This is a genomic window from Vibrio sp. 16, from assembly GCF_963681195.1.
Classification (GTDB): domain Bacteria; phylum Pseudomonadota; class Gammaproteobacteria; order Enterobacterales; family Vibrionaceae; genus Vibrio; species Vibrio sinaloensis_D.
Genome location: NZ_OY808998.1, coordinates 1,352,804 through 1,379,719 on the forward strand (window position 1 = coordinate 1,352,804; position 26,916 = coordinate 1,379,719).

The window sequence follows — 26,916 nt, forward strand, 5'->3', positions numbered from 1 at the left end:
ACTAATTTATCAATATGCAAGAAAGTGGCTAATACTGCATGAAAATTTCAGAACACGCCGATCGCACAGAGCACCTGTATGGGATACGAGCGGAAGACATCCACCGTTGGATTGACGGTTTTTTCGATTACAGTGGTCAAGGCCACAACGAGACGATGGCGAAAAAAGTCGATTTCGATCCTTATTCCCATCGTCGTTTTCGTCATTGCAAAGAAGCACTAGCCGAAGCGATCCAAGAGTTCGGTGATAAGTACACCAGCCAACAGATCAAAGATGTGCTCGAAACTCATATACGTGACGATTACCACGGCTATCTACCGACCCGAGCGGATTTTGAAAACGGCTCTTTCACCGCGAAATACCACGACACTAGCCACCATGCTCAACTTGGCGACGTGCTTGATGAATCGGAACTGGCTGACTATTTCAGCGGCTTAAGCGCAGTGCAAAGTGAGCAAGACTCCCCTTTAAGCCGTTTTGGTTTGAGAATTGTGCTGCCAACCATCAGTGCCATCATCCTGTTTGTCACCGCCATCATTTATCTCATTCTGCCTTTAGTGGAAGCGTCAATGGTGGGACAAAAGCAGCAGATGCTCAAAGAGCTCACCTCCACTGCGGTGAGTGTTGTTGACCGCTACGTCGAAATGGAAAAACGCGGTGAAATCAGCTTAGAAGAGGCGCAACGTAAAGCAGCGCTAGACATAAAAGCGATGCGCTACGGTCCGGAAAACAAGGATTACTTTTTCATTACTGACATGCATCCAAGAATGATCATGCACCCGTACCGCAGTGACTTGACCAACCAAGATTTAACCCATTACTACGAAAGCGAAAAAAGCTCGGATTTTCCTATTTTTGTCGAGTTGGTAAAGCTGGTCGAAAGCTCTCATGAAGGGTATTTGGAATACCTCTGGCAGTGGAAAGATGACGCCACGATCACTGCTCCGAAAATGACCTACGTTGAAGGGGTTGAAGAGTGGCAGTGGGTCGTTGGAACTGGGGTTTACCTAGAAGATGTACAACAGGAAATTGATCATCTCGAGAGCACGCTGTATCGCGTTTTCGTTGCGATTACCCTCGGCTTAGCTCTTATCATGTTCTACGTCATCGCCCAGTCGAAAGCGATGGAAAAACGCAAAATGCGCGCCGAAGTTGCCTTGCATGAAGCGAAAAACCGTTATAAAGCTTTGGTCGAATCATCGAATGAGGGCTACATTTTGGAGGCCGATGGCAAAATTGTCTTTTCCAATACTCGGCTGCACCAACTGCTTGGCTACACCGACACCGAGCTAAAATCACAAACGATCTGGCAGCAGCTGTTTTCGACAGCGGAACAAAACTCCCAGGTTCTTGAACATCTCCTTAAGCTATTTAGCTATGAAGCTGAGCCCAACGAGTTTGAAGCGCAAATCGTGACCAAAAGTGGCCGTGAAATTGACATTATCCTTAGTACTTCACGCATTTTCCTTTCCGAAAAGCTCGGTCACGTGATTTCATTTCGTCCGATTGTGCGCAAAGTCTATGGCGCAAGTTTCCACTCGATGACGGCCAGCTCTGACTATCGCAAGACCAGTAGCAGTATCGTGGCGGATATTGAGCAAGGAGAAAGTCATAGCCATGTGGTTGAATCGCTTAACCGATTAACCGACCTGATTCGTGAAATGATTGCTGCTGGGACGCGACCTGATCATCTAAGACGGTTAATAGGGCAAACCTATGACGCGGCAATCTGCCGTTTTATTGAGTTGACCATTGAAGAGATTGGTGAGCCACCCGTGCCTTTCTCGTTTTTGTCTTTTGGGAGTAATGCCCGCCATGACATGACGTTGTTCTCCGATCAAGATAACGCCATCGTCTTTGAAACGCCCGATGACCAAGACCTCAAGGCAACGCGACGCTACTTCCTGCACCTAGCAGAAAAGGTGTGTGCGATGTTGAACCAAGCAGGCTATCGCTATTGTGATGGCTTGATCATGGCGTCTAATCACCAATGGTGTTTGAGTGAAAAGGAGTGGCAAGCCAACTTCTCTCGCTGGATTGAGCAAGCAACACCTGAGGGCATTTTGGAGCTCAATGTGTTTTTCGATATACGCTCAACATTCGGAGAGTTTGCTCTGGCGGATAAGATTCAGAGCCATATCCAGCATCTACTTAAGCAGAACCCCGAGTTTCTCAAAGTGTATGCGCAAAACTGTATGAACCATGCGATCCCTCTAGATAGCGATGGCCAATTAGTGACGGAAAAGAGTGAAGGGCGAGCGATGATCAATCTAAAAGATTGCTTAAGACCGATGGAAATCTTCTGCCGTCTCTATGCGCTTAAACACGACATTCGTGAATGCAACACCATTGAACGGTTGAAAGGGTTGTTTGCCGCGCAGGAAATAGATGCCAGAACGTACCGAGAGATGGTCTACATCTTTGATCACATCTGGCATCTGCGTTTTATGAATCAGGTGATTGAGTACAGTGACTTAAGACACATCAACGACAACCTGACGGTGAGCGACTTGACGGTGCTAGAGCAACAAAACCTCGTTAATGTGCTCAATCGAAGCATGATGTTTCATCAAAAAGTACTTCAAGACTTTTCCCTTTAGTCACGTTACATGATGGAGTAATTGGGGCCGCCACCTTCTGGCGGCTCCCACGTAATATTCTGGGATGGATCTTTGATGTCGCAGGTTTTGCAGTGCAAACAGTTACTCGCGTTAATTTGAAGATGACTTTGCCCCTCCACCTCAATAATTTCATACACCCCAGCTGGGCAGTAGCGTTGGCTAGGCTCATCAAACATGGGCAGATGCAGTTTGATCGGAATGAGCTGGTCGCCAATGTGCAGATGGCAAGGCTGATTCTCTTCGTGAAAGGTCGATGATAGGTACACCGAAGAGGTCTTATCAAAGCTGATGATGCCATCTGGCGCAGGGTAGTCGATGGGCTGAAACTTGGTTTTGGCTAACAGCTGGGCATGATCTGCGAGTGGGTCGCTTACATTCCATTGGCTTGTTCCACCTGTCATTCGTTGCCAAACTTGCTGTTCAAATAAGGAGAGAGCACCGCCCAATATAGGACCAAACTTGTGCACCATTCCCGCAAAGTTACGCGATTGGTCAAGTTCTTGGTAAAGCCAAGAGTCACGAAATAAACTGTGGTAATCGGCTTCGTCTTGATTATTTTGCAGTGCACTGAATATGGCCTCTGCAGCTAACATACCGGACTTCATCGCGCAGTGGCAGCCTTTGATTTTCGCTGGATTGAGTGTACCCGCGTCACACCCAATCAATAACCCGCCAGCGAATTGTTGTTTGGGTAATGAAAGCAATCCGCCTTTTGCGATCGCGCGTGCACCGTATGCGATGCGCTCGGCTCCCTCAAGGTACTGGCGAAATTGCGGATGGTGTTTAAGGCGCTGAAACTCATCAAATGGGCTGAGGTAAGGATTTTGATAGTTGAGGTCTGTAATTAAGCCAACGGCAACCAAATTGTCTTCTAGATGATAGAGAAACCCGCCACCAGTTGTGTCGCTCTCGCTGAGCGGCCAACCAATCGAATGGAGCACAAGACCAGGTTGATAACGCGGGTCGCCATTGGGTAGTTGCCACACTTCTTTAATGCCCAGAGCGTAGTGTTGAGGTTGGCAGCCCTTATCAAGCGAATAATGAGTCAGGAGCTGCTTTCCGAGGTGACCTCGAGCCCCCTCTGCAAATATGGTTTGCTTGGCGTTAAGTACGACTCCGGGTTGGAACGTGTTTTTGGCTGCCCCTGATTTATCTAACCCCATGTCGGCGGTAATGACTCCTGTCACTTGCCCCTGAGCATCAAAGCACAACTCTTTAGCCGGAAAACCAGGAAAGATTTCGACGCCAAGAGTCTGCGCGTGATCAGCAAGCCAGCGACACATTTTACTCAGACTCATCACTCTGTTCTCTGGGCTATTTTTTATCGCGTCGGGCGTAAGAAACTCTGGAATCGATAGATGGTTGTGCTCGGTGGTCAGATAAACCAAGTGCTCTTGCGTGACTGGCGTTGAGAGCGGCGCCTCCATTTGTCGCCAATTGGGTAATAGTTCATCAAGTGCGGTGGTTTCAAATACTGCGCCGGAGAGGATGTGCGCGCCAATTTCGGGAGCCTTCTCGACAACGCAGATGGAAAACGGGTACTCGTGTTCTTGAGACAATTGAGCCAGCCGACAAGCCGCTGATAACCCCGCAGGGCCAGCGCCGACGATGACGACATCAAAGTCCATACTCTCTCTTTCCATCGCATTTCACCTTTACTTGGTTTCATGACAACAAGCCGCTTGAAGACCATAAGGGTTACTCGAAAATCGGCAGCTTGGAGTAAATATAGTTACAGTTGACGTAAACGTAAACTTTACTAAGCTTCAAATTAACGCACTTGGCCGGAGGGTATATGAAAGTACTAGTCGCCATAAAACGAGTTATCGACCCCTACACCAAAGTTCGGGTAAAAGCCGATGGAAGCGGTGTTGAAGACACAAATGTAAAAATGACCATCAATCCATTTTGCGAAATTGCCGTCGAAGAAGCGATACGACTCAAAGAAGCTGGACACGCCAGTGAGGTAATCGTGGTATCGCTGGGGGATGAGGCGTGCCAAGAGCAGTTGCGCTCAGCCTTAGCATTGGGCGCAGACAGAGCCATTCATGTTCAGGTTGATAACACATGTCAGCCACTTGGCGTTGCAAAAATACTCAATGCACTGATGAGTAAAGAGCAGCCAGCACTGGTTTTGCTGGGCAAACAATCTATCGATACTGACAATAATCAAGTCGCGCAAATGTTAGCGGCTTTGTCACAGCGTCCACAAGCGACCTTTGCTTCCAAGTTGAATATCGACGGTGATTATGTGGAAGTCGAACGAGAAGTCGATGGAGGATTAGAGCAGCTTAGGCTTACGTTACCTGCGATTGTGAGCACCGATTTACGCCTAAACGAACCAAGGTATGCGTCACTGCCCAATATCATGAAAGCCAAACGTAAGCCAATGGAGGTTCTTAGCCTTGAGGCCTTAGGCGTTAGCTATCAGCCGACACAAACCATCGAAGCTGTGATGGCACCACCCGTTAAGCAGGCGGGTGTGATGGTGAGCTCCGTCGAGGAACTGGTCGACAAACTGCGCAACGAAGCCAAAGTGATCGAGTAAGGAGAGCACCATGAGTGAACGAATTTTGGTTGTAGCTGAACATGATGGTCAGTCTATCTCTTCTGGCACGCTCGCGGCCATTGAAGCTGCGCGCCAAGTGGCAAAGCATATCTCAGGCTCTGGCGTGGATGTGCTGTTGCTGGGTGAAAACCACAGGTCACTCAGTGAGTCATTAGCGAGCATTGAACAGGTCGATAAAGTTTTGGCTGCGGCTCACCCAGCGCTAGGTACACCACTCGCTGAGTGTTTTGCGCCCATTGTTGCCAAAGTAGCGGAGCCTTATTCTCATTTATTGATGCCGGCAAGCTCATTTGGCAAAGATTTGTCACCGCGTGTCGCCGCGCTGCTTGATGTTGGGCAGCTGTCTGATGTGATTGCCATTGAATCGGCTAGAACGGTGATACGCCCCATTTACGCCGGCAATGCGCTGGCTAAAGTGACCTCTCAGGATGACAAAGTGGTGATCACGGTGCGTGAATCCGCGTTTGATAAAGCGTCACTTGGCGTTCAACCAAGCGGTGAAATTGTCCCTGTCGAGGTGAGCCTGCCCGCGATCAACACTGAGCTGGTGGGGCAGCAACGATCAGAGAGTGCTCGACCGGATTTGACTTCAGCCAGTGTGGTTGTGTCCGGCGGTCGAGGTGTTGGCAGCAAAGAAAACTTTGCCCTAGTCGAATCCCTTGCGGATAGCTTACATGCTGCGATTGGCGCATCAAGGGCCGCAGTCGATGCGGGTTATGTGTCCAACGATCTGCAAGTGGGTCAAACTGGTAAGATTGTAGCGCCGGATCTCTACATCGCGGTGGGAATCTCAGGGGCGATTCAGCATGTTGCAGGCATGAAGGCATCGAAGGTGGTGGTTGCAATCAACAGTGACCCAGATGCGCCGATTTTCGAGGTGGCGGATTACGGTTTGGTCGGCGATCTATTTGAAATTTTGCCCAAACTCAACAGTTTACTGGCTCACTAACAGAGCGCTTTTCACCGCAAGCCTTGAGCGCGATTTGGAGGTCGCCTCAAGGCTTTTGTACATAAAAACCATAAACGTCATTGATTGACATAAACAGCATTAAGAAAGGTGTCTCATACCCAAGCATGTCGTTATCATCAAAAGTATAAATTGTAACAATAATAATAAAGTTGTAAGAAGGAACGACAATGTTTGCCAATAAGTTTACCCTACAAAGCCGCCTTATTTTTGCGGTACTTCTGCCATGTTTAGCACTGATTATCATCGGCATCACTGGTTTCAACAGTATGTCTCGTATTCAGCTCCAATCAGAAAAACTCTTCCTCAACACGTCTGCGCCGATGCGATCCATGGCTGAAGTGGCCTCGCGGATCCCGCGAATGCGTGTGGGTATCGATATGATGCTGCTGCAAGATAGCTCTCTACGTGACAAAAAAGGTGTATTAACTCGCGTGAAGGAAACGCGAGAAGAAGACATCCCCGAAATGCGCCAAGCCATTGAATACGCAGTTCAAGCGCAAGCCACGCCAGAGCTTAAGCAAGAGGTGAGCAAACTTTTGCGAGAGTTTGAGCGTATGGTCGCAGAGGAGCTTACGCCGATGCTTGCCGTGCTGGAAAACAATGATCTTGAAAGCGCACGCCAAATTTATAAAGCGAAATATGCGAAAACTTATGGTGTGCTGAAAAATCACGCCAATAAGATTCTCGATACCTTGTTGGTTCAGGCCGAGGCACAGTACGCGCAGAGTGAACAAGATTACAATGTTGGCCAAACCCAACTGTTCACCATCATCGGGATTGGATTGGTCATTTCATTGATTATTTCCGCTGTTACTGTGTTGAGCCTAAAGCGTCGTGTCGCGTACTTACAAAACTCCATTTCCCATGCTGCGGAAAACATGGCGTTGGATACACGTTTAGTGCTAGACGGTAAAGATGAGCTTTCATCGATAGCGGCCAGTTTTAACGCTTTTGTAAGCCGCGTGCATGAGTCGATCAAAGATGTGGCGATGAACTCTACACAACTGGCGATGACCGCGCGACAAGTCTCTGAACATGCAGGGCTTACGCAAGGGCATTGCACTAACCAGCGCGATAGAACGACGCAAGTCGCGACAGCGATTCATCAGCTTGGGGCGACAGTGAGTGAAATTGCTACCAATGCAGCGCAAGCCGCCGAAGTTGCCAAAGAAGCGACAAGCCAAGCACAATCAGGTTCGCACGTTGTTGGCAGTGCGGGTGAGCAAATTAGCGAGCTGAAACGAGAGCTAGAGCAGGCGAGCGAAGTGGTGACGTCCCTCGCCAACCAAGTCGAAGATATCAGCTCCATTTTGGATACGATTCGCGGAATTTCAGAACAAACGAACTTGCTAGCACTTAATGCTGCGATAGAAGCCGCCCGCGCGGGTGAGCAAGGTCGAGGATTTGCTGTCGTAGCGGATGAAGTACGCAAGTTAGCCAGCTTGTCGGCGGACTCGACTGAGGAAATTCAAGGCGTGATTGACCGCTTGCAGGGTGAGTCCAATCGTGCGGTGAGCGCAATGGTAAATGGTCGAGATCAAAGCTTGCTTGTGGTCACCAGTGCGGCTGAAGCGAACGAATCATTGCAGCAGATAGAGCAGCATATCACTCATATCAGTGATCAAAATATTCAAGTGGCGACGGCAACCGAAGAGCAATCGAGCGTGGTGGGTGAAATTAATCGCAACGTTGAAGAAATCAATCAGTTTACGGGGGAAACCGCTCAGGTGGCCGAACAGTTGAACGCCAGCAGCGAACATCTCATGCAGCTGTCCAAACAACTCGATGGGTTGGTGAGCAACTTCAAAATCTAACGGTTAGCAAAACGCCGAATTTTGATTCGGCGTTTTTGTGGTTGGTGTGCTATTTCTCGAGGTGTTCCACCAACTTTTTGGTAAAGCGCGCGGCTTCTCCTCCGGTACAGGCTCTATGGTCGAAGGTGATAGAAAGTGGCATTGCTTTAGTCATCACAGGCTGGTTGTTAACCAGAGTGAGTTTGTCGATGATTCGGCCAGCGCCAACAATAGCGACTTGCGGAGGCGAAACGACGGGCGTAGCGTAAATACCCGCGATGGCGCCAAAATTTGACAACGTAATAGTGGCGTGTTGCAGTTGCTCTCTGCCTATTTTTCGCTCTCGAATGCCTTTGACGGTTTCATTAAGCCACTGCCGGACTTGCTCCGGATTCTGCGTATCAGCGTGACGAAGTACCGGTACGTATAAACCGTGAGCACTATCGACAGCGATCCCGATGTTGACGGTGCTATGCACGCAGCGCGTCATGGTATCGGCATCAAACCAGGCATTCAAAGCGGGTTCTTTTTGGCACGCGTAGACCACAGCTTGAATTAACCGAGAGGAGATGTCTTCGCCTTCTGGCCAATTGATTAAATTGGCTTCCTCAGTGATGGTGACGGAAGCAACATTGTGGTGGGATTCTGTCATGGTTGAAACCATAGTGCGACGCGCCCCTTTGAGCACTTCGGTACCGGGCTGCTGCCTTCCTGCCTCATGATAGATATCATCGTCGGTGATCAAGCCTTTATCACCCGTACCTTCAATGCTATCAATATTCACGCCGAGTTTTTTCGCTAGCAAGCGTGCCGAGGGCATGGCGATCACGGGTGATGAATCATTATGGTTGCTGTCATTGCCGACCCAAAAATTGTCCACGGCAACGTGATGAGCCGCTTGAGAAACATTGCCAACAACCGTTGCTGCATCAGCCGTTTGAGTCGAGGCAACCGACACCGCGGCTTCGCTCTCTTCAATTTCCAACAACAGCGTGCCAATGTTGACCACATCGCCTTCGCTCCCGTATCGCTTGATGATCGTGCCGCTATAAGGCGCAGGAACTTCGACAACCGCTTTGGCAGTTTCCACCGTTAATACGGTTTGATCCAACTCGACATGATCGCCTTCGCTGACATGCCATTCGATAATTTCTGATTCGGCTAATCCTTCGCCTAAATCGGGTAGTAAGAAGCGTTTCATTTCCAGCCCTCCACTAGCTCTCTGGCTGCTAAGACAATGTCTTGCTCTTGAATCATGAAGTAATCTTCATTTCGGTAATAGGGCATGATGGTATCCATCCCTGTGACCCGTTTTGGTGGTGCTTTGAGAATACACAACGCCTTTTCCGCCACCCGAGTAACGATCTCTGCGCCAACGCCACCGCTCCGACTCGCTTCATGTACCACGAGCAGTCGTCCAGTTTTTTCCAGTGACTTTAATATGGTGTCCATATCGAGAGGTTTGATGCTTGCCAGATCGATGACTTCAACCTCAACCCCTTGTTTGGATAGGGTTTCGGCCGCTTGCAACGACTCAACAACGCACGCGCCCCACGTTACAAGTGTGATGTCGCGCCCTTTTCTTAACGTAAAGCACGTGTCGAGCGGGAGCGCTTCGCCGCTGTCGACCACTTCTGACTTGACGGTTCGATAGATGCGTTTGGGTTCAAAAAAGAGAATCGGATCGTTGCTGCGAATGGAGGCGAGCAACAAACCGTAAGCGCGCTGGGGCGAAGAAGGAATCACAACTTTGAAGCCCGGAATATGAGCGAACAAGGCTTCGATACTTTCAGAGTGATGTTCTGGGGCATGAATACCTCCGCCAAAGGGAGCACGGAAGACCGCAGGGCAGGTGAGTCGGCCCCGAGTTCGGTTGCGCATTCGGGCTGCGTGGCACATTAAGTGTTCCATAGCCGGAAAAACAAATCCTTGAAACTGGAACTCAGCAACAGGGCGCAAACCTTGGGTTGCCATTCCCACAGCTACACCACCGATCAACGCTTCTGCTAAAGGGGAGTCGATCACGCGTCGTAAGCCGAACTTCTCTTTTAAGCCTACGGTTGCGCGAAATACGCCGCCGTTATCACCGACATCCTCGCCAAGCACAATCACGTTGGCATCTTTTGCCATTTCGTGGTGGAGGGCGAGGTTGACCGCTTCAACGAGAGTCATTTCAGCCATGATGACCTCCTTGCATTCGCATTGCCTTGTTGATCAAAGCGTCTCGCTGTTCATTGAGTTCGACAGGGGCGGTTTCATAAAGGTAGTCAAACGCGGTTTCTGGTGCCTCGGGGACAATGCTCAGGTAGTTGGCAACGGCTTGCTCAACTGTTTCTTTGCATGCTTTGAGCCACGACTCATCTTGGCTTTCATCCCATGCACCTGTTTGGGAAAGGTGTTGTTTAAGGCGCGAAATGGGTTCATATTGCCACGCTTGTTTAAGCTCGTCGTCGCTGCGGTAACGAGTCGCATCATCGGCGGTAGTATGATCGCTAAGGCGATAACTGATCGCTTCAATCAAAGTCGGGCCTTTGCCTTTTCTTGCTCGGTCTAAGGCGGTAAGTACGGCATCATGCATAGCGACAATGTCGTTGCCGTCAACAGTGATGCCCTCGATACCTGCGCCCTTGGCTTTTTCGGCAAGAAAATCCGCCGCACACTGGAGCTGACGAGGGACGGAAATGGCCCATTGGTTATTGTTGACGACAAAGACCAAGGGTAAATTCCATGCTCCTGCGCAGTTGATGGACTCTAAAAAATCGCCTTTGGAGGTTGCGCCATCACCACAGGTGACAAGAGCAACTCGGTGATTGCCTTCGATTTTCAGCGCGGAAGCGACGCCAACGGCATGGGTGCATTGAGTGGCAATCGGAACACAGAAAGGCAAATCTGCACTGGGTGTTCCATCTTTGGCGTTGAAATCACTGCCTCGTTCATCACCGCCCCAATACTGCAAATTTTTTTCCATTGGCACACCGCGCACCCACATCGCAGGCATATCTCGGTAGTAGGGGATAAACACGTCGTTTGGGTGCATGGCATGGCCAATAGCAACGCCATACGCTTCGGCGCCTAAGTGAGAGGGGTAGGTGCCCAGTTTGCCAGTGCGCTGGAGTGCGACGGCTTTGTTGTCGTAGGTTCGCGACATTACCATGTCTTTGTAGTACTGCGTTAGGGTTGCGGAATCTGCCCAGCTTGGTAGTTGATTGACAGATTCACCCAAATGGTCGATAAATCGCAGCATGGGTAGAGCTTGTACGTTCATCGGAATCTCCTTCATCGCCTTTGTCCGGTGGATCGCACCAAATCAAACGCATAGCTGACTAACGCCATGTTTCGGCTTTAGCCAAGGTAGATACCTTTGAGTGAGTCGTGGAGGTCTCATTTGAAACAAATTACCAAAGATGATTCTCACCACGTACTTTTCAACTGCCAATACATAACAATCTAGCAATGAATATTGGTATCTACGGTTTAAGGTAAGTGTAACCAATATGTTAAATTGTGCTTAACTTTGTCTTGAGGGAGAGAGTAAATCACGATTTACATTAAGTGATTTGTCAGCAGGAAGTGCCAGTTTGAAGGTTTAGGGTTTAGTAGATATAGAGTTATTGCCTGTAATCGAAAGTATTGCCAGTAAATAAAATCAAACTCGTCAAAACAAAAACAGCAGGCCAAGACCTGCTGTTTTGCTAAGAGCTTGCCATTAAGACTCTGGCTGCTCAGTTAAGTTTTGCTTCTGTTGTACTTTGTACACTTTGCCCGCGTTGAAACGCTCTAGGTAATCCGCTAGATCACGTTTCACTTCAGGAACCAAGATGTATAGACCAACAATGTTCACCAACGCCATCGCGAAGATCATTGCATCTGAGAAGTCGATAACAGGACCTAGGTTCATTGCCGCACCGATAACAACAAATACACAGAATTTCACCTTGAAGATAAGCTCTGCTGTTTTGCTCTCACCGAATAGGTAAGTCCACGCTTTCAAGCCGTAGTATGACCAAGAGATCATGGTAGAGAAGGCGAATAGAACAACCGCAATCGCAAGGATGTATGGGAACCAGCTAATTGCGCTACCAAATGCCGCTGAAGTTAGCTCAACGCCTGCAAGGCCGTGGTCAGTATCAAGGTAACCGGTAATGATGATAACCAATGCGGTCATGGTACAGATAACAACCGTGTCGATGAAAGGTTCTAGTAGAGAGACAAAACCTTCAGACATTGGCTCTTTTGTTTTTACTGCTGCGTGAGCAATCGCCGCAGAACCGACACCCGCTTCGTTCGAGAACGCTGCACGTTTAAAGCCTTGGATAAGTACGCCGATAACACCACCCGCTATACCTTCACCAGTGAATGCACCGTGGAAGATAGCGCCAAATGCGTCATCAATCTTATCAAAGTTAATCAGTAGGATAACCAGCGCTGCACCAACGTAGATCGTCGCCATAAATGGAACAACTTTCTCAGTCACTTTCGCGATAGATTTGATACCACCGATGATAACGATACCAACGATAACCGCGAGGATCAGACCGAACAACCAGCCTTTGTCTGCGAAGAATGAAGCATCGCCACCCGTTACGCCTACAACCTGTTTGAACGCTTGGTTTGCTTGGAACATGTTACCGCCACCAAGAGAACCACCGATAGCGAACACAGAGAACAGCACTGCAAGAGTACGACCAAACGCTGCATTGCCGCGATTTGCCAGACCTTTGCTCAGGTAGTACATAGGACCACCTGAAACGGAGCCATCAGGGTTTGTGTTTCGGTATTTCACACCAAGAGCACACTCTACAAACTTACTGGACATACCAAGTAGGCCGGCAAGTATCATCCAGAATGTTGCACCTGCGCCACCAATAGAGACAGCGACCGCAACACCTGCGATGTTACCTAGACCAACGGTGCCCGATAACGCCGTTGTTAGAGCTTGGAAATGGGATACTTCGCCATCTTCTTTCGCTTTTGGATCAGAGAATTTACCAGACACCAACTGTACCGCGTGCTTGAAGCCGCGAACATTGATGAAGCCAAGGTAAAACGTGAAGAAAAGAGCTGCTACAACCAACCAAAGAACGATCCACGGCACCTGTACGTCAGTAAAAGGGAAAGGAATGGTCGAGAAGATCATTCCTACAAATGGGTTGACGATGGGTGCTACTACTTCGTTGATCTTGTCATCCAAGTTGGAAGCCGCAGCGCTACCTGCAAATGTGCTCGCCAAAAGGGCAAGCGAGATACGCTTTGTCATGCTTTTCCTGCCTGTGCATTAAAGTTTATATGAATAATATTTATATGATGTTGTGTTTTGTTACATGTGTGTAACAACTGCTATTATTCATTTTATCTATTAGTTCGCAACATCTTTGTCGGAAAACATGACTTAGAAAACAGTTCTGATTTTTACTAACAATGATCGGTAATTTTAAACTTTTTCACTGGTTTTATGTGTTTATATAGAGATATAGACCAATAAGAAGCGGCTGGCGTGATGCATTATTTTTAACATTTGCATGGTTGATAAAACTATCTGTTTATAATTTAACCAGATAACAGCCAGTTTTTTGGCGTATTTATTAGTGATTTGTATATAACAAATATGTTGTCAGGTGCATATTGGATGATATTTAGGTGATGAGTCCGATTTCTTGGGTGAATGAGAGGTTTTTCTGGATTGGTTGCAAAATAAGCTATTAAAAACAGAGCCTTAACACAGTTAAGTTTCTGTCAAATGTGGAGTGGGGGAGATTGATTATAAATGATTGAGGAGTAGGATGCGCGCCATCTTAATTGAGGGTAAATATTATGAAATCGAATGCTATTAAAATGGCGGTTGTTGCGGGTCTTGGATTAACCTCACTAACGGGCTGTATGGGTCAAATGGGCATCACGGGTATGGTCTCTAAATTCAACCTAGAAGTGGTTGATAACCGTTACGGTCGTGAAGGCATGTTCCTACTTCTTTCACCGGTTTACGGTATCGCTGGCGCAGCAGACTTATTTATTTTTAACGCAGTTGAGTTCTGGACGGGCAAAAACCCAATTACCGGTAAGTCTCCTGCGGTAGTGGATATGCCGACAAAAAACTACATCAAGGTCAATGATCAACTCGACAGCGCGCTAACCACAGTACCGCTGGCGAACAATGGCAACATCGAAAAAGCGACTATGCATCAAATCGATGAAAATACCATGCAGATGGACATCTCATACATCGATGGAACGACTCAAGTCCTTCGCGGTGAAAAGGCAAGCGACAGCGTTGCGTTTTACCTAAATGACCAACATGTGACTACAGTATCGAACGAAGAGTTGAATCAGTACATCGCAGCAGCGAACATCTAATTCACGCTGGCACCTTCCGTTTAGTGGAAGGTGCCTCACTCAATTGGCTGAGATCTTGTCGGTGAAAACAAAATCAGCAGAGTGACGTCAAATATAGACCGAAGTGGTGATCAAATCACCAGTCAAACCAAATACGTCAAAAAAGACTTTTCTTTTCAGTTATCTGTGGCATATTGAAACGGTCTTCACGATGAAGCGTGCATCGTATAATGGCTATTACCTCAGCCTTCCAAGCTGATGATGCGGGTTCGATTCCCGCTGCACGCTCCAAGACATTAGCAACATCATTTCTATGCGTACTTCGTATAATGGCTATTACCTCAGCCTTCCAAGCTGATGATGCGGGTTCGATTCCCGCAGTACGCTCCAAAATTTCCAATCTTTATCACTTTCAAAATCACACTAATAGCTCGCTGTAGATTGACTGAATCGCGCCCTAAATGTACTTGGCTTCTTATTAAAAAATACGGCAACTTCGAGTAATTTAGGCTAAAAGTATGCCTTTTAATGGCAACAAATTTGTTCTGAGAGTACAGTAATGGCAAGTTAAATTTGATGAGTTTGCCATGTCTACTGCAGAAAAATCCTCACGTAAATTAAGTCTCTATATCATTTGTACCGTTCTTACGGTTTGGTTATACAGCCTATGGTCGGATCGTGTTACTCCGATTACCACAGACTCTAAGGTGCATACCTATTTGGTACGAATCGCACCAGAAGTGTCAGGCAACATCGTTTCTGTTGATGTGAACGACAACCAAGTGGTCGAGCAAGGCGAATTGTTGTTTCGCATCGATCCGCGAAACTATGAGATTGCATTGGCATCGGCGCAAGCAAACTTAGCAATAGCAGGGCAAAATATTGGCGCAAGCACCGCTGCTGTAGAGGTTGCACAGGCTAAAGTCGTCGATGCGTTGGCTGCAAGAGATAATGCCAGAGAGCAAGCAAATCGAACCAAACAGCTTGCTGATCGAGGTGTATTAAGTCAGTCTGATCTTGATAATGCTAATGAAGCAAAAGAGCGCGCTCAAGCGTCGTTGGATGCGGCGCAAGCCTCGTTAGTTCAAGCGAAACAAAACCTCGGTCCTACAGGTGAAAACAATCCACAAATTTTGGCAGCAATGGCGAGTTTAGAGAAAGCTGAACTGGACCTAAGGAAGACGGAAGTTGTCGCGCCATCAAGAGGTGTTGTGACCAACATGCAATTGACCACGGGTCAGCATGTTTCTTCTGGTGCGCCCGTGCTGACGTTTATCGACCCGAGGAATGTCTGGTTGTCTGCTCTTGTGCGTGAAAATTCGATGGAGTACATCAAGCCGGGTCAACGCGTAAAAATTGTTCTGGACGCGCTTCCTGGTCGAGTGTTGTCGGGTAAAGTCGAGAGCATCGGCTGGGGCACGGGTGGAAGCAATAGCATCGATCCGGAAACGGGCTTTCTGAATGCCAGTCAAGGCAATACAACGCCTCAGCGTTATCCTGTCAATATAGAGTTCGATAATCTTTCGGAACTAAGCAACATTCGTTACGGCTCTCAAGCTACCGTGGCGTTTTACACCGAGCAAAGTAGTTTCGGAGAGTTTCTAGCGGGTATCTGGATGAGAGTCGTGAGTATCTGGACTTATGTTTCATAGTACCGCGAACCCGATCATTCGGCTAGTCATTGCACCGACTCTGTTGCTCTTTTATCAGATTGCACAAGGGGCTGTTCTACCAGTTCTTGCCCCGTTGTTTGTGGTGATATTTTTGACCATCATGCCGATGAGACCGCCAGTGAGTATGATGGCTAAATTGTTTGTGTTAATCGCAGTAACGAGTTTAGGCGTTCTTCTTGTTGGGCAGGTGCTGGTGGACTCTCCTACTGGGTTTGGTCTGTTCTGTTGGTTGTCGCTGTTTTGGAGCTTTTATCGCAGCCATAATGACCCCAAGGATATGCTGGCGACGTTTCTGCTTTTGTTTATTGTCATTACGTTTACCGTCAACCTACAGTTTCATATCGCCGTCACCTACTTACCTTGGCTCATATTGGAAACCTTCCTGATTGCCATCGCTGTCACTTATGCGAGTTTCATTCTGTTTCCTGGTGATGAAAAGGAGGTGCTACCAGACGAGCAGGACATGGATGGAGCACAGACCCATATCGGGTTGATCTTGTTTAAAGCGACTACAGTATTGATCGCGATGTACCTTTTGGTGGGCACGGGCAGCTCTCAAACATTGTTAATTGCCATCACCCTTGGAAGCATGATTAAAATTCCAATATCGAGGGACCAGAGAATTTTTCGTAATAATCGTTTGGTGGCGACCTTGGTCGGTATTCTCGCCACATTACCGATTATGATTGCTCACTCGATATTGATGATGCCGACTTGGGCAGTTTTTGGTGTGAGTTGCTTTATGGGGCTTCAGCTTGCGAGTTTTGCTATTCGTCGTCAATGCCGCTTAAGCGTTTACCAACTCCTTTTTACCAATTTTATCGTTTTGCTCAATCAATTACTCAATTACCAAGGAAGTGAACCGCTCAACGCAGAGTTTATGCGTTTTGTCTCCATTGCTATCGCGATTGTAATTGCGACGGTGATTCTCAACCTGACGAGAGTGAAGCCGACCAGCGCGGACAACACGTAGTCACTTTACCTGAGTCACATCTGCGCTATCTTTCTGATATGATTGGTCAACCATAAATTGAACTCGCCAATGTCAGGATGATTAAATTACTCATTGATAGCGCCAACTTTCTTCGCTCACATCGCGGTCCTATTTTCACTATTGTGGGGCCGTTCTTCCTTGCCATGTCGGCGTTTGGCGCGTACTTGAACACCACCGAACAAGATAATGTTTTGTTGTTTTCTCTCTATTTGGCGGTCTACGCACTTGGGCAAGCATTTTATGTTTGCCGATTGATCAAGTACATGGCATCCGTTGTGACGGGCAGCAAACCAGAGTTGTCTGTTTCTCTTTATGAATGGTTGCGTCTGTTTTGTGTGCATTTGATGTATGGTCTTGCTGTTTTAGTCGGCTTGATGGTGCTCATTATTCCCGGGATTTATTTATCCGCTCGCTATGGGTTTGCGGAGTTTGAATCTGTACTCAATAAGCGAACGCCTTTTGAAGCGATGAGCAGCAGTTGGGGGCAAACACAATCTTACACCTCGACATTGATGCTCGGTGCTCTGGCGATTGGCGGCGGTGGTTTGGTGATGGATTTGCTGTTATCTGCGCCAGATGGGGCGGGGTTCAATCACCTTCTTATTTCAGGATTGATTGCTGAGCTTGTCTCTTCCATTGTGGTGGTTTTGATGTCGGTATTTTATTTCCGAGTCTATGTGTCGAGCTTGGATTTTGGCGATAACGGCGAGAGCGAAGCCCGTATTTCTGGTTCTTAGTTGAGGTAACAGGGAGCGCTTATGTTTAGGTTGATTCGATTTATTTTGCTGTGTAATGGCTTCATTATGGCGATGTTGCATGGTTCTTTTGTCTTGCTGAACACTCCCCAACTTAACTTTGTCAGCGACTATTTCTTTTATGCGTTAGTCATACAATGGAGCCTTGGCACCGTCTTTATGGTCGGCGCGCCAAGGCGTCTTTCTCATCTCAAACACAGTCCAGCAAAAGCGACTCGTGTTGCCGCCTCTATGGCGGACACTGAGGAACAATCACTCCCTTCCAGTATCGATCTAACATTGAGCAACAAGCTGTTTTTGTCTGGCGCTTTTGCGTTACTTGCCTGCCTTTTGTTATAGCCATTCGGCGATTTTTACCATTAACCCTCACCACGTAACAACAGGGTGTGGTGTGAGTTTCTGTTACCTATTATTTAATAAATACAATGGCTTAATATTATCATTTGAGTAAAGTCCATTAACGCCATAACCTACATTAAACAACTAATTTATAAGGTGACGTATCACATTACCTTTTCACTGTTCATTCAATAATAACTTCATCAATTGGTGCGGGATCTGTACCCCTTTGTCGCTGGTTGAAATCAAAACAACATAACCATAATAGGTATATCGAATGAACATGAAACTTAAGAGCTTGATGATTGGAGCGGCAATGACCTCGATTGCTGCTCTTCCATTAACGAGTATCGCTGGAGAGGATTACCCACCTAAGACACTTTCTTTTGTCGCTCCTTCTGGTGCTGGCGGTGGCTGGGATTTAACCATCCGTACCGTTGCTAAAACGTTGAAAGATACTGGGCTTGTAGAAGCTAATATGCCAATCACCAACCGCCCTGGTGGTGGTGGCGCGGTAAACTTAGCGTACATGCAAACACAGAAGGGTAGTGACAAGCTAATCTCCGTTTACTCTCCACCAATTTTGTTGACGCACCTAACTGGTTCAAGCAAATACAGCTACGAAGATACCACCCCTCTGGCTCGTCTGATTACCGATTATGGCGCGTTCGTTGTCTCTAAAGACTCAAAATACACCTCTATCAATGAGGTTATGGAAGCGCTTAAGAAAGATCCAAAATCGGTAAAAGTCGGCGGTACTTCGGCGGCAGGTAGTATGGACCACATCCAGTTCCTATTGATCGCCAAAGCTGCGGGCGTGCCAAACCTAAACCAGATCGACTACATCTCGTTTCAAGACGGCGGTGCGGTGGCTCAAGTACTGGGTGGACACGTTGACCTCATTTCGACCGGTCTTGGCGATGTGGCGCAGCTAGTTGAAAGTGGCAATCTTCGTGCGCTAGCGCAAACCGCATCTAAGCGAGTGGGTGAAGGCCAAGTGGCGAAAATCCCAACGGTTAAAGAACAGGGCATCGACGCAACGTTCGAAAACTGGCGCGGTCTGTTTGCACCAAAAGACATGCCCGAGTACGCGGTCACTTACTGGAACACCACACTTAAAAATATGGTTGAAACACCAGAGTGGGCAGAAGCTCGTAAGCGTAACGGTTGGGATGCGGCATACCAAAACGGTGAGGATTTCACGAAGTTCTTAGCTCAAACCAATGAGCAGTACAAAGAGATTCTTGCAGAAATCTTTAAACGCTAACGTTCCCTGTTAGTGGGTTAGGGCGTGTCAAAACGCTCTAACCTTCTATGACCAAGTTTCTCTCTCGGTTCGAAAAGGATTCAAAATGGAAAATAAAAAAGTTAGTCCAAACTGGGATGCATTTACCGGCATATTCAGCATCGCTTTTGGTCTTATTTATGGTGGTATGACATATGCAATGCCTAGGGCAGCATTTGGAAATCCATTAGATCCCATCTATTTCCCAATGGGAGTCGCCGTACTCGCCATTATTGTTGGCGGTATCTTACTGGCAAAAAGCAACATCAAAGCGTCGATTCAAGCATACGTAGACCTCATCAATGAAGATGAAACCAAGAAGTTTGACCGCAAACGTATCTTGTACACCTGTATTGTTTCAATCGTTTACGCCTTGTTGTTCGACACGCTTGGCTACGTTATTAGCACTTTCTTCTTCCTATTCGCGATGCTTACGATTACCAGTGGCATTAAGGCATGGAAGAAGAGTGCACTGGTAGCTGTTGCATTCTCGGTTAGTGTGTTCTTTATCTTTAACACTCTGCTGGCCATTAGTCTTCCACCACTACCTTTTATGGGTTAAGGCGCTTGTATGTCTGATATTTTTGTTAACTTATTTAACGGGTTTGGTGTTGCTTTTCAGCCTTATCACCTACTTCTTGTCACCGTCGGCGGTGTGTTAGGTACCATCGTAGGTATGCTGCCGGGCTTAGGTCCTGCAACTGGGGTCGCGGTATTGCTACCAATGACATTTGCAATGGGCCCAACCGCTGCATTGATCACCATGACAGGTGTCTATATCGGCGCGATGTTTGGTGGTTCACGTAGCTCTATCTTGATCAACACGCCTGGGGACGGGGCAGCCTTAGCTGCGACGTTCGATGGTTATCCAATGGCGATGAAGGGACGTGCGGAATCGGCATTGGCTATCTCGGCGATTGCCTCTCTGATTGGCGGTATGATTGCAGCGGTATTGATGACACTACTGGCTGAGCCAGTTGCTGGCTTTGCCTTGAAATTTGGCCCTGCGGAATACTTCCTACTTATGGTGGCGGCACTTTCAATGACGGCATCCATGTCGAAAGGGAATATGCTCAAAGGCTTCCTTTCTATGGTGATTGGTCTTGCTATCGCAACGGTAGGTATTGACGCTCAAACCGGCACAGAACGCTTTACCTTTGGTAACTTGCACCTACAAACGGGTATTGATTTCCTTGTGGTCATCATCGGTATCTACGCGATGGGTGAAGTATTCAAGAGCTTTAGTTCTTTGAGTAAGGGTACGAAGAAAGCACAAACTAAATTTAAACGTATTTGGATTGAAGGTGACGACTGGAAACGCTCTAAGTGGGCAATCCTACGTAGTGCGCCAGTAGGTTTCATCATCGGCTCTCTACCCGGTGCTGGTGGTACTATGGCCTCTCTAATGTGTTACAACAACGAGAAGCAACTTTCTAAGCACAGTGAAGAGTTTGGTGATGGCGCAATCGAAGGTCTAGCGGCTCCAGAATCAGCGAACAACGCAGCATCAATCGGTGCGATGATTCCAATGCTATCGCTAGGTGTACCAGGCTCAGGTACAACGGCGGTAATGATGGGCGCACTGCTGATGCTGGGTATTCAGCCTGGTCCGCTCCTGTTCGTTCAACACGCTGACGTAGCTTGGGGTCTAATCGCCAGTATGTTCGTTGCAAACATCATCCTAGCGGTTGTCAACATTCCTCTAGCGGGTGTCTTGGTTCGCGTATTGGCTATTCCACCTAAAGTGCTTTACCCAATTGTACTTGGTCTAGCGTTTATCGGCTGTTACGCAATCAGTAACTCAGTGATTGAGTTCTACATCCTAGTGATTTTAGGTGTGGCAGGGGTTGTGATGAAGCGTGCGAACATTCCAACAGCACCGATGATCCTTGCGGTTATCGTGGGTGGAACCATGGAGCAGTCGTTCCGTCAGGCGTTCAGAATCTCTAACCAAGATCTGTCTATCTTTGCAAGTTCGACAGTGTCACAAGTATTGATTGGTATTACTGTTCTGTCTATCGCGCTACCAATTATCGGTATGATGAAAAAGCGTAAGCAAGTTCAGCAACCCGCTTAATGGCTAACTAAGCCGTAATGCACAAAGCCAATTGATTTCGATTAATTGGCTTTTCTTTTTACTTGGGTCAACGCCCTGTATCTGAATAAAAACAATTAACGCCATTTAATAAGTTTTCCCTGTCTCTAGCTATGACGCGATTCATCCTTTGTCGTGCAGGGGAGATTGATAATTAAAGGGCAAACTTAACCAAAAGAGCCGTGCTCATGTCATACCGCTTCGAACAAATCCAAAGGCAAAACTCACGAAAAATGGGAGCAGTGAGGGAATTTCTGACTAAAATGGGGCTCGGAGTCGATCAGGACGTAGAGTTTTTCGTCGTCGCGTATTCGAGCCATTCCATCATTGCAACAGGCGGTTTGGCTGGCAACACGCTCAAATCAATAGCGGTCGATGAAAGTGTTCAAGGGCAAGGCTTGTCCACATCACTCCTAAGCGAGCTAGTGACAATGGCTTATGATTTGGGGCGCTACAACCTGTTCATTTATACCAAACCTGATAACTATCGCTTATTTAAGCAAGCTGGTTTTTACAAGCTGACTTCTGTGAAAAACCGTGTGATATTGCTAGAGAACAGTCGACATCGTCTAACCGATTACTGTGACGAGTTACGCGCTTTCAAGCGAGAAGGGGAAACAATAGGCAGCATTGTCATGAACGCAAACCCGTTCACGAATGGCCATCGTTACTTGGTGGAGCACGCAGCGTCACAATGCGATTGGGTACACCTGTTTGTGGTAAAAGAGGATCGTTCTTTTTTTACCTACCAAGATAGGTTGTTGATGATCAAAGCGGGTTTGAGAGACCTTCCCAATGTCATCGTGCATGAAGGGTCAGATTACATCATCTCTCGCGCGACGTTTCCAAGTTACTTCTTAAAAGATGAAGGGGTCATTAACTATTGTCATACGGCCATGGATCTCCAGATCTTTCGCAGTCATATCGCCCCTGCGTTAGGCATTACGCATCGCTTCGTGGGAACTGAGCCGATTTGTGCCGTCACACGATTTTATAATCAGCAAATGCAGCAATGGTTATCCACGCCAATCTTACAAGATGCGCCCATTACGTTAAGTGAGATCCCACGCGTCGAATGCGAGAACCTCCCTGTGTCCGCGTCACTAGTGAGAAATTTACTTTTTGATAATCAATGGGAGATGATTGAGAAGCTAGTACCAAGAACGACCTACCTACATCTCAAGCAGCTGTTTGACTTGGAAACCTCCGCCTATCAAGTGAAAAGAAAAGCGATGAAGATAGTGAAGCAAGCTCAGCAGCCATCAGAAGTGAGCCAATAAACCAAAAAAGCGCTGGAACTCCAGCGCTTTTGTTTTGGTGATTATTACTTGTTTATGATCGATAAGATTGCTTGCTCAATTTGCTGTGGTGAATGGCGCTTTAGTGCGGCACATCGCTGCGCAATATCATCACAAATTAGGCACGGCCTTGGGCGCATGTAAGATGAGCGTCGTGAAATGGTTTTGCCTTGTCGACACATGACATCGAAGTTAAAAAGCGCGCCGTAAGGGTGAGTATGTTCGATTTCAATGACCGCTTTTTTCAGCAAAGTGCTTGAACGAATATCGACGGCAAAAAGGGCTTCGTAAGTTGGTGTTGTCGCGAATTGCTGCTCAATGACCTTGACATCCATTTCTTCCATTTTGGCGAGAAAGCTATTTAAGGCTGATTTAAACAACATAGGTACCCAAGCTTGATTGGTTAGGTTTGCGGGAATGTTTAAAGTCAGTGCGATCACTGGAAGTTGGTGAGTTAAGCGAATCTTATTCTTACGCTCAGCGCGTCGTTCTAGTTGAGTTACGGTATCCATCAATGTGTCCTCGTCTACGTAACAGGCTTGTGTGAACACGTTAGCGAAAACTCGCCGTTACGAATTAGAGGTAAAAAACGTTTATTGATGACGGTTGAGTTTTAAATGGCGTAAATGGCGCTAACTCTTGCTTGGCAAATCGGTCAATGAATTAAATTTATTAACGCCATTAATGCACTTAAGGGGGAGCTATTACGATGATGCGCTTCACGAAGTGATTTCTAGCTTCAACTTAGACTCATACCACTCTTTTAATATGGGTATTCATAATGAGTCAACAACCAATCATTTATGAAGGCTTCGTTCTCATGGGCTTAGGCATGGGGTTCGTCTTCTTTTTTCTCTGTTTGATGGTAGGAGCCATTCGACTGCTAACCAAAGTCGCCTCGTTCGTTCAACCACCGAAAACAGAAACCGTCAATGAATCAATCAGTCACGCACCGTCGGATGGCAACCTTGTCGCCGCGATCACTGCCGCGATTCACCATCATAACCAACTCAAAACTAACAGCGCTAAAATCTAGGAGAAATCGATGTCTGATGTTAAAAAGCCGCTCGGAATTACGGACGTTGTCCTGCGTGATGCTCACCAATCACTGTTTGCTACGCGACTGCGTTTGGATGATATGTTGCCGATCGCTGAACAACTTGACCAAATCGGCTATTGGTCGTTGGAGAGTTGGGGCGGAGCCACATTCGATTCGTGCATTCGATTCTTAGGCGAAGATCCTTGGTTAAGGCTTCGTGAGCTAAAAAAGGCGATGCCAAACACCAAGCAACAAATGTTGTTTCGCGGGCAGAATATCTTAGGTTACCGCCACTATGCTGATGACGTGGTCGATAAGTTCGTAGAGCGCGCGGTTCATAACGGTATGGACGTCTTTCGTGTCTTTGACGCGCTGAATGACCCTCGCAATTTACAACGTGCTATCGAAGCGGTGAAAAAGCAAGGTGCGCACGCCCAAGGGACAATTTGTTATACCACGAGCCCAGTTCACACCATGGATTCTTGGGTCAACCTTGCTGAGCAGTTGGTAGAGATGGGCGTCGACTCCATCGCTATAAAAGATATGGCGGGTGTCATGACGCCGTACGAAGCGAGCGATTTAGTTTCCACGCTAAAAAAACAGCTCGATGTAGAGCTGCACCTGCACTGTCACGCAACGGCGGGTATGGCGGATATGACGTTGCTAAAAGCGATCGAAGCGGGTGTTGATCGCGTTGATACCGCGATTTCCTCGATGAGTGGTACCTATGGTCATCCGGCGACAGAATCGCTCGTTGCTGCCTTGCAAGGGACTGATCGCGATACAGGGTTAGACATCTCAAAACTTGAGAATATTGCCGCGTACTTCCGCGAAATTCGTAAGAAATATCATGTCTTTGAAGGGCAACTGAAAGGCGTGGATTCGCGAATCTTAGTTGCTCAAGTTCCTGGTGGGATGCTGACTAACATGGAAAGCCAGCTCAAGCAGCAAAATGCCATCGATAAAATAGACCAAGTACTGGAAGAGATCCCAAGAGTTCGTAAAGATTTGGGTTACATTCCATTGGTGACACCAACTTCGCAAATTGTCGGCACACAAGCCGTGATCAACGTGATGATGGGCGAGCGTTACAAAACCATCACCAAAGAAACGGCTGGCGTTCTTAAAGGTGAGTATGGTCAAACACCTGCTCCAGTAGACATTGCTTTGCAAGAGAAAGTACTCGAAGGAGCAAAGGCCATCACCTGTCGCCCGGCAGATCTCATTGAGCCAGAAATTGAAGCGTTAACATTGGATGTTCAAGAAAAGGCGAAAGAGAAAGGCATCTCGCTGACGGAAGATGTGATCGATGATGTCCTGACCGTTGCATTGTTTGAACAAGTGGGCTGGAAGTTCCTAGAAAACCGCCACAACCCAGATGCGTTTGAACCGATTCCGACAGAGCAAGCACCAGCGAAAGCAGATGATAAGAAAGTCGCCACTGAGCCAGGTCTATACACCGTCAATGTGAACAATCAAGCGTATGTGGTCAAAGTTAATGAGGGCGCAGACCCAGAAGTTCTTGCCCAAAGCACAATAGATACCCCCCAAGCAGCCCCTGCTTCGGCGGCGCCAACTGCTCCTTCAGGTAACGTTGAAACAGTGGCTGCACCCTTGGCAGGTAATATCTGGAAGGTACACACCAAAGCGGGTGAACAAGTTAAAGAAGGGCAAGTCCTTCTGATTCTTGAAGCGATGAAGATGGAAACCGAAATCAAAGCGTCGAGAGATGGGGTGGTTGAAGCGGTTTCAGTCAACGAGGGTGACGCAGTACAAGTTGGCGATTCACTGCTGGCATTGGCGTAAGGTGCAGCTATGGATAGTGTAATTGCGTTAATTAAAGACTTCGGGTTTCTCCATCTGCAATTTGGCCAAGCGGTCATGTTGCTTATCGGTTTGATTCTTCTGTACCTTGCGATCGTGAAGAAATTCGAACCGTTGCTGCTGGTACCGATTGGTTTGGGTGGCATCTTGGCTAACTTGCCTGATGCCAACCTCGCGGTCAGCGGTGTCGAAGCGGCAATATACAGTGGCAAGGCTGAAGTCTATCAAGCACTTAATGCCATTCTAAATGTGGCCGACATAAGCAAAGAGAGTTTGAAACATGCTTATGAAATGGCCACGCCGATGGAGACAGTGCAACTGAACTTGCTCGCACAGGAGTTCAACTATACCGATGGCATGTTGTACACCTTCTACAGTGTAGCGATCGCTTCTGGTGTTGGCCCGTTAGTTATCTTTATGGGTGTCGGTGCAATGACAGACTTTGGACCACTGCTTGCTAACCCGAAAACATTGCTCCTAGGGGCGGCGGCTCAATTTGGTATTTTTGCAACCGTATTGGGCGCGCTTGGTCTTAGTCAGCTGGGTATTATGGACTTTAGTGTCGCTCAAGCGGCTGCGATTGGCATCATTGGCGGCGCAGATGGCCCAACGGCAATCTACGTATCGAGTATGCTCGCCCCTGAGTTGCTTGGTGCCATTGCGGTAGCGGCGTATTCGTACATGGCATTGGTTCCGATGATTCAGCCGCCAATTATGAAAGCGCTAACTAACGCGGAGGAGCGCAAGATTTCAATGACGCAGCTGCGTAGTGTCAGCAAACTGGAAAAAGTCTGTTTTCCGCTCATGCTGCTTATCTTGATTGCGATGTTGCTCCCGTCCGCGACGCCACTATTGGGTATGTTCTGTTTTGGCAACTTGATGCGTGAATGTGGCGTGGTCGAGCGTCTCAGCGATACTGCGCAAAATGGCTTAATCAATATCGTGACGATTTTCTTGGGCTTGTCAGTCGGCTCTAAGTTAATGGCGGATAAGTTCTTGCAACCACAAACATTGGGCATTCTTGCACTGGGTATCGTCGCGTTTTGTATTGGTACCGCAACAGGCGTATTGATGGCGAAACTCATGAACAAAGTGTGCCAAGAGAAGGTCAATCCGCTGATTGGTTCAGCAGGTGTGTCGGCAGTGCCGATGGCGGCGCGAGTGTCGAATAAAGTGGGCTTAGAAGCGAACAGCCAAAACTTTTTATTGATGCACGCGATGGGCCCAAACGTGGCTGGCGTTATTGGATCTGCTGTCGCAGCAGGGGTAATGATCAAGTATGTGATCGGAGGCTAGTAAATAGATAAAAAGGAAGATCTGGTTATCTTCCT

The 26,916-nt window shown here is 47.5% G+C and carries 22 protein-coding genes and 2 tRNA genes; 18 read left to right on the forward strand and 6 right to left on the reverse strand.

Annotation, left to right across the window (positions count from 1 at the left end):
- Positions 1-38: 38 nt before the first annotated feature.
- Positions 39-2,600: a DUF294 nucleotidyltransferase-like domain-containing protein gene (locus tag U9J37_RS20280; RefSeq protein WP_005473677.1), complete on the forward strand. Its 2,562-nt coding sequence runs from the start codon at positions 39-41 to the stop codon at positions 2,598-2,600.
- Between the two features lie 5 nt (positions 2,601-2,605).
- Here U9J37_RS20280 and U9J37_RS20285 read toward each other — a convergent pair whose 3' ends face one another.
- Positions 2,606-4,264 carry an electron transfer flavoprotein-ubiquinone oxidoreductase gene (locus tag U9J37_RS20285; RefSeq protein WP_005473716.1) on the reverse strand — a complete coding sequence of 553 codons (1,659 nt, stop codon included), beginning with the start codon at positions 4,262-4,264 and terminating at the stop codon, positions 2,606-2,608.
- A gap of 152 nt (positions 4,265-4,416) precedes the next feature.
- Between U9J37_RS20285 and U9J37_RS20290 the strand changes: the two genes are divergently transcribed.
- The 3 genes from U9J37_RS20290 to U9J37_RS20300 all read left to right on the forward strand — a co-directional run bounded on the left by U9J37_RS20290 (position 4,417) and on the right by U9J37_RS20300 (position 7,974).
- Positions 4,417-5,169, forward strand: a complete 753-nt coding sequence (locus U9J37_RS20290; RefSeq protein ID WP_005473613.1) for an electron transfer flavoprotein subunit beta/FixA family protein — start codon at positions 4,417-4,419, stop codon at positions 5,167-5,169.
- A 10-nt stretch (positions 5,170-5,179) separates the two neighbouring features.
- The gene (locus U9J37_RS20295; protein WP_005473681.1) at positions 5,180-6,139 is read left to right on the forward strand and encodes an electron transfer flavoprotein subunit alpha/FixB family protein; all 960 of its coding nucleotides are present in this window, start codon (positions 5,180-5,182) and stop codon (positions 6,137-6,139) included.
- 188 nt (positions 6,140-6,327) lie between these two features.
- Positions 6,328-7,974 carry a methyl-accepting chemotaxis protein gene (locus U9J37_RS20300; protein WP_005473656.1) on the forward strand — a complete coding sequence of 549 codons (1,647 nt, stop codon included), beginning with the start codon at positions 6,328-6,330 and terminating at the stop codon, positions 7,972-7,974.
- Between the two features lie 49 nt (positions 7,975-8,023).
- Here U9J37_RS20300 and U9J37_RS20305 read toward each other — a convergent pair whose 3' ends face one another.
- The 4 genes from U9J37_RS20305 to U9J37_RS20320 all read right to left on the reverse strand — a co-directional run bounded on the left by U9J37_RS20305 (position 8,024) and on the right by U9J37_RS20320 (position 13,210).
- On the reverse strand, positions 8,024-9,154 hold the full coding sequence (locus tag U9J37_RS20305) for a dihydrolipoamide acetyltransferase family protein (RefSeq protein WP_005473692.1): 1,131 nt from the start codon (positions 9,152-9,154) through the stop codon (positions 8,024-8,026).
- A complete protein-coding gene (locus U9J37_RS20310) occupies positions 9,151-10,134 on the reverse strand; it encodes an alpha-ketoacid dehydrogenase subunit beta (protein WP_005473695.1) in 984 nt (327 codons plus the stop codon). Before U9J37_RS20310 ends, U9J37_RS20305 begins: the two co-directional genes overlap by 4 nt.
- Positions 10,127-11,218 carry a pyruvate dehydrogenase (acetyl-transferring) E1 component subunit alpha gene (pdhA, locus tag U9J37_RS20315; RefSeq protein WP_005473690.1) on the reverse strand — a complete coding sequence of 364 codons (1,092 nt, stop codon included), beginning with the start codon at positions 11,216-11,218 and terminating at the stop codon, positions 10,127-10,129. The genes U9J37_RS20310 and pdhA overlap by 8 nt, the downstream gene beginning before the upstream one ends.
- A 441-nt stretch (positions 11,219-11,659) precedes the next feature.
- Positions 11,660-13,210 carry an alanine/glycine:cation symporter family protein gene (locus U9J37_RS20320; RefSeq protein WP_005473616.1) on the reverse strand — a complete coding sequence of 517 codons (1,551 nt, stop codon included), beginning with the start codon at positions 13,208-13,210 and terminating at the stop codon, positions 11,660-11,662.
- A 554-nt stretch (positions 13,211-13,764) separates the two neighbouring features.
- On the opposite strand from U9J37_RS20320, the gene U9J37_RS20325 reads away from it, so the two are divergent.
- The 11 genes from U9J37_RS20325 (at position 13,765) to citC (ending at position 22,704) form a co-directional block, all read left to right on the forward strand.
- On the forward strand, positions 13,765-14,304 hold the full coding sequence (locus tag U9J37_RS20325; RefSeq protein ID WP_005473659.1) for a DUF3332 domain-containing protein: 540 nt from the start codon (positions 13,765-13,767) through the stop codon (positions 14,302-14,304).
- Positions 14,305-14,499: 195 nt separating this feature from the next.
- Positions 14,500-14,574: transfer RNA gene (locus U9J37_RS20330), tRNA-Gly, on the forward strand.
- A gap of 24 nt (positions 14,575-14,598) precedes the next feature.
- Positions 14,599-14,673 (forward strand) — tRNA-Gly (locus U9J37_RS20335).
- 197 nt (positions 14,674-14,870) lie between these two features.
- The gene (locus U9J37_RS20340) at positions 14,871-15,935 is read left to right on the forward strand and encodes an HlyD family secretion protein (RefSeq protein ID WP_039473847.1); all 1,065 of its coding nucleotides are present in this window, start codon (positions 14,871-14,873) and stop codon (positions 15,933-15,935) included.
- Positions 15,925-16,929 carry a DUF2955 domain-containing protein gene (locus U9J37_RS20345; protein ID WP_005473635.1) on the forward strand — a complete coding sequence of 335 codons (1,005 nt, stop codon included), beginning with the start codon at positions 15,925-15,927 and terminating at the stop codon, positions 16,927-16,929. Before U9J37_RS20340 ends, U9J37_RS20345 begins: the two co-directional genes overlap by 11 nt.
- 77 nt (positions 16,930-17,006) lie before the next feature.
- The gene (locus U9J37_RS20350; RefSeq protein WP_038136594.1) at positions 17,007-17,687 is read left to right on the forward strand and encodes a hypothetical protein; all 681 of its coding nucleotides are present in this window, start codon (positions 17,007-17,009) and stop codon (positions 17,685-17,687) included.
- Between the two features lie 21 nt (positions 17,688-17,708).
- Entirely contained in the window at positions 17,709-18,044 is a 336-nt protein-coding gene (locus U9J37_RS20355; protein WP_005474550.1) for a hypothetical protein, read from the forward strand.
- Between the two features lie 277 nt (positions 18,045-18,321).
- Positions 18,322-19,311 (forward strand): Bug family tripartite tricarboxylate transporter substrate binding protein, encoded by a 990-nt coding sequence (locus U9J37_RS20360; RefSeq protein ID WP_005474582.1) that lies wholly within the window; start codon positions 18,322-18,324, stop codon positions 19,309-19,311.
- Between the two features lie 85 nt (positions 19,312-19,396).
- Positions 19,397-19,891 (forward strand): tripartite tricarboxylate transporter TctB family protein, encoded by a 495-nt coding sequence (locus U9J37_RS20365; RefSeq protein ID WP_005474542.1) that lies wholly within the window; start codon positions 19,397-19,399, stop codon positions 19,889-19,891.
- Positions 19,892-19,900: 9 nt separating this feature from the next.
- Positions 19,901-21,406 (forward strand): tripartite tricarboxylate transporter permease, encoded by a 1,506-nt coding sequence (locus U9J37_RS20370; protein WP_005474580.1) that lies wholly within the window; start codon positions 19,901-19,903, stop codon positions 21,404-21,406.
- Between the two features lie 200 nt (positions 21,407-21,606).
- Entirely contained in the window at positions 21,607-22,704 is a 1,098-nt protein-coding gene (gene citC, locus U9J37_RS20375; RefSeq protein ID WP_043887208.1) for a [citrate (pro-3S)-lyase] ligase, read from the forward strand.
- Positions 22,705-22,748: 44 nt separating this feature from the next.
- Here citC and citX read toward each other — a convergent pair whose 3' ends face one another.
- Positions 22,749-23,234, reverse strand: a complete 486-nt coding sequence (gene citX, locus U9J37_RS20380) for a citrate lyase holo-[acyl-carrier protein] synthase (protein ID WP_005474506.1) — start codon at positions 23,232-23,234, stop codon at positions 22,749-22,751.
- Between the two features lie 269 nt (positions 23,235-23,503).
- Here citX and U9J37_RS20385 point away from each other — a divergent pair, with 269 nt between their 5' ends.
- Genes U9J37_RS20385 through U9J37_RS20395 form a run of 3 tightly spaced genes read left to right on the forward strand, consistent with a single transcriptional unit; the run spans position 23,504 to position 26,881 of the window.
- A complete protein-coding gene (locus U9J37_RS20385; protein WP_005474536.1) occupies positions 23,504-23,758 on the forward strand; it encodes an OadG family protein in 255 nt (84 codons plus the stop codon).
- Positions 23,759-23,767: 9 nt separating this feature from the next.
- Positions 23,768-25,567: a sodium-extruding oxaloacetate decarboxylase subunit alpha gene (oadA, locus tag U9J37_RS20390; protein WP_005474564.1), complete on the forward strand. Its 1,800-nt coding sequence runs from the start codon at positions 23,768-23,770 to the stop codon at positions 25,565-25,567.
- Between the two features lie 9 nt (positions 25,568-25,576).
- Positions 25,577-26,881: a sodium ion-translocating decarboxylase subunit beta gene (locus U9J37_RS20395; RefSeq protein ID WP_005474540.1), complete on the forward strand. Its 1,305-nt coding sequence runs from the start codon at positions 25,577-25,579 to the stop codon at positions 26,879-26,881.
- Positions 26,882-26,916: the final 35 nt, after the last annotated feature.